This is a genomic window from Sodalis sp. (in: enterobacteria) (assembly GCF_047607725.1).
GTDB lineage: Bacteria > Pseudomonadota > Gammaproteobacteria > Enterobacterales > Enterobacteriaceae > JBLKSS01.
The window spans coordinates 1-5,767 of record NZ_JBLKSS010000209.1; the positions used below are offsets into that span (position 1 = coordinate 1).

Annotated in this window: 6 protein-coding genes and 3 pseudogenes; 4 read left to right on the forward strand and 5 right to left on the reverse strand. The window is 57.5% G+C overall.

The window, feature by feature from the left end; all coding sequences use genetic code 11:
• The 3 genes and pseudogenes from ACMX3H_RS16375 to ACMX3H_RS16385 form a co-directional block, all read left to right on the forward strand.
• Positions 1-189, forward strand: a pseudogene (locus ACMX3H_RS16375) (hypothetical protein); the annotation flags it as partial.
• Positions 190-222: 33 nt separating this feature from the next.
• Positions 223-417, forward strand: a complete 195-nt coding sequence (locus ACMX3H_RS16380) for a tyrosine-type recombinase/integrase (RefSeq protein ID WP_415211581.1) — start codon at positions 223-225, stop codon at positions 415-417.
• A gap of 72 nt (positions 418-489) precedes the next feature.
• Positions 490-672 carry a ketopantoate reductase C-terminal domain-containing protein gene (locus ACMX3H_RS16385; RefSeq protein WP_415211582.1) on the forward strand — a complete coding sequence of 61 codons (183 nt, stop codon included), beginning with the start codon at positions 490-492 and terminating at the stop codon, positions 670-672.
• A 15-nt stretch (positions 673-687) separates the two neighbouring features.
• Here the strand turns inward: ACMX3H_RS16385 and cybC are convergent, their stop codons facing one another.
• Both cybC and pmbA read right to left on the reverse strand, forming a co-directional pair.
• Positions 688-1,092, reverse strand: coding sequence for a cytochrome b562 (cybC, locus tag ACMX3H_RS16390; RefSeq protein WP_415211583.1), 405 nt, complete (start codon positions 1,090-1,092; stop codon positions 688-690).
• Between the two features lie 130 nt (positions 1,093-1,222).
• On the reverse strand, positions 1,223-2,563 hold the full coding sequence (pmbA, locus tag ACMX3H_RS16395; RefSeq protein WP_415211584.1) for a metalloprotease PmbA: 1,341 nt from the start codon (positions 2,561-2,563) through the stop codon (positions 1,223-1,225).
• Between the two features lie 363 nt (positions 2,564-2,926).
• Here pmbA and yjgA point away from each other — a divergent pair, with 363 nt between their 5' ends.
• Entirely contained in the window at positions 2,927-3,475 is a 549-nt protein-coding gene (gene yjgA, locus ACMX3H_RS16400; protein ID WP_415211585.1) for a ribosome biogenesis factor YjgA, read from the forward strand.
• A 213-nt stretch (positions 3,476-3,688) separates the two neighbouring features.
• Here yjgA and ACMX3H_RS16405 read toward each other — a convergent pair whose 3' ends face one another.
• The 3 genes and pseudogenes from ACMX3H_RS16405 to ACMX3H_RS16415 form a co-directional block, all read right to left on the reverse strand.
• Positions 3,689-3,973: a hypothetical protein gene (locus ACMX3H_RS16405; RefSeq protein ID WP_415211586.1), complete on the reverse strand. Its 285-nt coding sequence runs from the start codon at positions 3,971-3,973 to the stop codon at positions 3,689-3,691.
• 84 nt (positions 3,974-4,057) lie between these two features.
• A pseudogene (locus tag ACMX3H_RS16410) lies at positions 4,058-4,903 on the reverse strand (aldehyde dehydrogenase family protein); the annotation flags it as partial.
• A gap of 26 nt (positions 4,904-4,929) precedes the next feature.
• A pseudogene (locus ACMX3H_RS16415) lies at positions 4,930-5,634 on the reverse strand (FUSC family protein); the annotation flags it as partial.
• Between the last annotated feature and the right edge of the window lie 133 nt (positions 5,635-5,767).

Here is a 5,767-nt window from a genome sequence, read left to right on the forward strand (position 1 = left end):
CAGGCGCTACGCTGGGACAATTTTAAAGACGGACACCTTTACATCAAGCAAGAAAAAACGGGAGTGATGTTAGCTATCTCCGAAACTACCAAGCTTGAATGCCTGGACATTTCTCTTTCTGATGTGTTGGGGCAATTTAAAGCATTAAATAATGGAGCTTCTCATATTGTAGCTGATGAAAAAACATAGTATGTTTGCTAAGAAAACAATATCTGTAGCTTTATGGAGGCTCGCCGTGCCTCTGGATTAACATGGGATGATACTGCCCCTTCATTTCACGAAATCATAAGTTTAGCAGCACGCTTGTATACTGAGGAAAAAGGGAAAGATTACGCACAAAAACTGTTAGGGCATAAATCAGCAACCATGACCAACAAGTACCACGATGTAAGGGGCTCAGAGTGGACGGAGGTGTAATTATTTCGATCGAATTTCGAGTAATTTCGATCGATTGATTATAATGTATTGAATATAAAGGCTGAAATTTTAATGCCACTGCTGACCCAGCAGGGATCGCCCATGACCTCGTCCCTGTATCGGGATCTGATAGCCGGCAACGCCGTGGAGGCGGATCAGATCATCGGCGATCTAAAAGCCCGCGCCGGCCTGCCCGTTCCGCTGATTAGCGCGGTATGGACGCACCTGTCGGTATATCAGCGAAACCGCGGTTAACGCGCCGCACCGGCGTTAGCGAAATTTGGCGTGATTCTCATCGCGGGTCTGCTTGAACTGGCCCGCGATCTGCTTCGCCCCCTGAATATCGCCGTTGTCCACCTGCGTTTGCGCCTGCTCGATTTGACTCAACAGCGTATCGATCCCCCGGTGATAGTCCTGCATTTGCGGGCTATCCGGCGCCTGCACGCGTAATTTCGGCGGCGTCGCTTCGCGGGCATCCTTTGCCGCGGCGTGCATATCCGCCAGCGCCTGCTTTAAGGTGTCAGGATTATCGGCATGGAGAACCGCGCTGTACTTCGCTGCGATCATATCCATATCCTCGCTCAGATCGCGCGCCGTCGCCGGTGTGGTAAACAGAACGGCCAGGAGCGGTAATAGCGCGGGGGACAACCTTCTCATACCGGCGGCAAAGTTCATGGTAAGCATCCGTTGTTAACAGGTGAAGTTGTCAATGGCCAATGATAGGGGCATTGGCCGGCGATCATCGTCATCGGCGCATGACGTTCATCAGTCGCCGACACGCCTCATCAGGGATGAGAATTAATCGTCACTGACCGGCGATTTTCATCGCCGACAGCAGCACCGAGCCGCATTGGATATTACTTCGCGTTTCGGTATCGCTGCCGATGCTGACGATATTGCGCAGCATCTCGCGCAGGTTGCCGGCGATGGTTATCTCGCTGACTGGATATTGTATCTCGCCGTTTTCCACCCAAAAGCCGGCCGCGCCGCGGGAATAGTCGCCGGTGATCGCGCTGACCCCTTGCCCCATCAGTTCCGTCACCACCAACCCGCGACCCATCTGTTTCAGTAGCCCGGCGAAATCCACCGCCTGATGGGAGATGCGCCAATTGTGTATCCCGCCGGCGTGGCCCGTGCTTTCAAGGCCAAGCTTGCGCGCCGCATAACTGCCAAGCAGCCAGGTATTGAGCACGCCATCCTGGACGATGGCCCGATCGCTGGTCTTCACGCCTTCACTGTCAAACGGAGACGACGCCAGCCCCTTTAGCAGGTGGGGACATTCTTGGATGGACAGCCAATCGGGCAAGATAGCCTTACCTAGTGAATCGAGCAGGAAAGTGGACTTGCGATACACATTACCGCCGCTGATGGCCCCCACCAGATGCCCAAACAGACCGGTTGCCACCTCGGCGGCAAACAATACCAGCGCCTCCATGGTCGGCAGCTTACGCGGATTAAGGTGCGCCAGCGTGCGGCGCGCGCACTCCTCCCCCACCCATTGCGGCGAGCGCAGATCGTCGAAGGCGCGGCCGAGGGTATAGGCGTAATTGCGTTCCATATCGCCGCCGCTTTCCGCTATGACGCTGCAGGAGAGAGAGTGACGGCTGCTGCTGTAGCTTTGCAGCATGCCGTGGCTATTACCAAAGACGCGGGTGCTGAAATGGCTGTTGAAACTGCCCCCTTCGGTATGGGTGATGCGCTTGTCGCTGTCGAGGGCCGTCCGTTCCGCCGCCGCGGCCAGGGCTATCCCGCGTTCGGCGTCAAGCTCGGCGGGGTGGAACAAATCAAGATCGGGCGCCTCAAACGCCAACAGCGTTTTCTCCGCCGGTCCCGAGGCGGGATCGGGCGAAGTGTAACGCGCAATATCCAGCGCGGTGGCGACGGTGCGGGCAATGGCGTCCTGGCTAAGATCGGTTGAGGAGGCGCGGCCTTTGCGCTGCTGATAATAAACGGTTATCCCCAGGGCGCCATCGCTGTTGAATTCGACATTTTCCACCTCGCCATAGCGGGTGCTGATGCCGATACCAGTGGTTTTGGTCACCGCCACTTCCGCCGCGTTCGACCCGGCGCGCGCCTGTTCCAGCGCCTGTGCGACCGCGTTTTCCAAAAGTGTGCGTTGCTGGGCGACCTGAGTGACTAAATTCATGGTTCCGCTATTATTCATAGAGCATTATCCGCTAGAAGGGATCTCGCCGCACACGCCCGGCAAAATCGGATTATACGGTCAGCCAATCTGAAACCGCTGTTGCATCATGTCTTCAGTCTAACAGTCCGTAATGCATTTGGCACTGTATGCACGAAGACCCACGGGGATAGCGCGCAGGGGCGCCTTCCTCGTGGTGCGGATGGTGCCCGCACTAGCCGGCGTGACACGCACGCTGTACCCCGTCCCCGCCCATCCCGCCGGAGGCGCGTCGGGATAAACGGGGTTTTGGCGTGGCGCAGTGAAATAATGCCATTGATCATCCGAAGCAACCTGCTAGGATGAGCCTCTTTTTAAGGAACCCCTATGAATAAACAGCCTGAAGAGTGGCAGGACCCGCAGTCCGCGCAACAGCAAGACGATGAGCAGGACGAGATAATTTGGGTCAGCAAGAGTGAAATCAAGCGCGACGCCGAGGCGCTGAAACAATTAGGCGTCGAGCTGGTGTCCCTCGGCAAAAACGCGCTGGATAAAATCCCGCTAGACGCCGATCTCCGCGCCGCGATCGCGCTGGCGCAGCGTATCAAGCGCGAAGGCCAGCGCCGTCAGATACAGCTTATCGGCAAAATGCTGCGCGCCCGGGATCCGGAGCCTATCCAGCAGGCGCTGGATAAACTTAAGAACCGCCATAACCAGCAGGTCACCTTGTTTCATAAGCTGGAGGTGCTGCGTGACAAACTGCTGGCACAGGGCGACGACGCCATTGCGGAAGTGCTGGAAAACTATCCGCAGGCCGACCGTCAACAGCTGCGGGCGCTGGTGCGCAACGCCCAGAAAGAACTGGCGGCCAATAAACCCCCTAAAACCGCGCGGCAACTTTATCAATACCTGCGCACGCTGGCCGAGGCGGATTAACGCCACACCACCGGGCGCTTCGCCTTCGTTGCCGGCGGCACGATGCCCGTCGCGTCTCATGCGTACTTATCGCCCACCCCTGCGCCTACGGCGGTGGCAATCACACCCGCCGCATCACGATCGAGGCGCTAGCCCGCCCGGCGGCCGCCTTCTGGCGCATAAGCGCCCCGAACGTCGCTCTGCCGCCGTGCCCCCCATCGGCGCGCAATGCCATCAAACGCCGCTGCCGTCGGTAAGCACGTTGAAATGCAGCTTGCCCTGAAGTTCCTCTTCCGCTTCATCAAACAGCAGTATCAGCGCGCCAAAACGTCGTCTTTTCGACGCTGTTAAGTGTAAAAATTCAATTTCCACCGGCAACGGTAAATGCAGCATGACCGTGCGCCACAGGCCGTCGAGGTTGGCGTCATAAGGCTCGCTAATGGCAAATTGGTGATCAAAAGCGCGATAAAAAGCCGGAATATCGGCTATATAATTGAAATATAATGATATTTTCTCCATAAGGCGCTCTCCGCTAAGCCGGTTAAATTCCCCCCGTCAGGACACCTAGGCGCCGCCCGCCAGCATGGGCGGCCACCGGCGTCCTTAAAGTCCGCTGATGTGCAGCGTTTTTACTTCCAGATAATCTTCCATGCCCAGCACTGACCCCTCACGCCCCAATACGGACTCTTTTACGCCGCCAAACGGCCCCAGCTCGGTGGACACCGCACATTCGTTGATGCCGATCATACCGCTCTCAAGCGACGCCGCGACGCGAAACACCCGCGCCAGATCCCGGGTATAAAAGTACGCGGCCAGACCATAGGGCGTATCGTTGGCGCGCCGAATAGCCTCTTCCTCGTCGGCAAAGCGAAAACAGGCGGCAACCGGACCAAAGGTTTCCTCGCGCGCCAGTTGCATCTCATCAGTCACATCGGCCAGCACCGTGGGCTGGAAGAAATTGCCGCCCAGCGGGTGACGCTTACCGCCCATGACCACGCGCGCGCCCTTTTCCAGCGCATCGTTAACATGCTCCTCGGCCTTTTCCACGCCGGCGCGGTTAATCAGCGGCCCGACCACCACGCCTTCATCGGCGCCGTTGCCCACTTTCAATTTCGCCACTTCCTGCGCCAGCTGCGTGACGAACCGATCGTACACGCCATCCTGGATAAAGAAGCGGTTAACGCTGACGCACACCTGGCCCGCATTGCGAAATTTATTGGCCATCGCGCCCGCCACTGCGGCTGAGATATCAGTGTCGTCAAATACAATATACGGGGCATTGCCACCCAGCTCCATGGARMTTTTTTTCATCGTGCCGGCCGCGTTGCGCATCAAGGTTTTGCCCACCTCGGTCGATCCGGTGAACGTCACTTTGCGCACCGTGCCACTGGTCATAATGGCATCGCTGATAGCCTGGGTATCGCCGGCGACGTCACCACCGCCACCATCACCATACAGGCGCTGCCGGCGCTTCAGCCGGTCCACAGCCAGAACAAGCAGCCGAGCGTGGTGGCGATACCGGTGCGCAAACCGTTGATCATCGCGTGCCGCCCTTCGGCAGACGGCGCGGTGACGTCCTGCTGGGTGGTAAGCACCGACGCCTCGACGCCGCTTATCCGGCTGTTGTTTTTCACCCCTTTCATCAGCAGCAGATAGCGCGTCGCGTTGCCCACCCAGGTATACAGGGTCAGCGGCGTATCTCGGCTTGGCGTGGCGGCGATCACCTGGCGCATCAGCTTCATCCGGCGATGAATCGCGCTCACCGTGTCGGCCGGCTCGCTCAGCAGCAGTTGCAAATGGGATTTAAGGTAATCAGGATGATTTTGTAAGATCAAAAAGGTTTCGCACGCCTGGGTAATCAGCGTAAGCGACAAGGTATTTATCGCCACCAGCCGCTGATTACTGCGCTGCCAGTGGGCCGACTCCATCATGAGATTGCTGTGCATTCCCGACAGCGCGTTAGTGGCTTTCACCAGCTCGCTCCAGGCGCTATCCACCTCTTCTTTCGGCGCATTATTTACGCACAATTGCAGTAGCCGATAGTGATCGATTAAAAGCTTATCCAGCGCGCGATCGATATCGCGCTTGATGGAGCGCGGCGAAAAAAGGATATCGGCCAGGATGGCGCAAACAATACCAAGGATGATTTCGCTCACCCACTCAGCGGGTAAGCGCCTGGTAGCTCTGGTTTATGACCGGCTCATAGCGGTCAGGGGTGCTGACAGCGCTGCGCAGATTATCAGGTATCAGCAGCTCCGGAACCCCACCCATGAAGTGCAGGCAGCGGCTATTGGCGTTGAGCCACGATGCCAT

Coding starts and splice junctions, on each gene's coding strand:
- ACMX3H_RS16380 (WP_415211581.1), top strand. CDS start 223: ATGGAGGCTCGCCGTGCCTCTGGATTAACATGGGATGATACTGCCCCT.
- yjgA (WP_415211585.1), top strand. CDS start 2,927: ATGAATAAACAGCCTGAAGAGTGGCAGGACCCGCAGTCCGCGCAACAG.
- ACMX3H_RS16405 (WP_415211586.1), bottom strand. CDS start 3,973: ATGGAGAAAATATCATTATATTTCAATTATATAGCCGATATTCCGGCT.
- cybC (WP_415211583.1), bottom strand. CDS start 1,092: ATGAACTTTGCCGCCGGTATGAGAAGGTTGTCCCCCGCGCTATTACCG.
- ACMX3H_RS16385 (WP_415211582.1), top strand. CDS start 490: ATGCCACTGCTGACCCAGCAGGGATCGCCCATGACCTCGTCCCTGTAT.
- pmbA (WP_415211584.1), bottom strand. CDS start 2,563: ATGAATTTAGTCACTCAGGTCGCCCAGCAACGCACACTTTTGGAAAAC.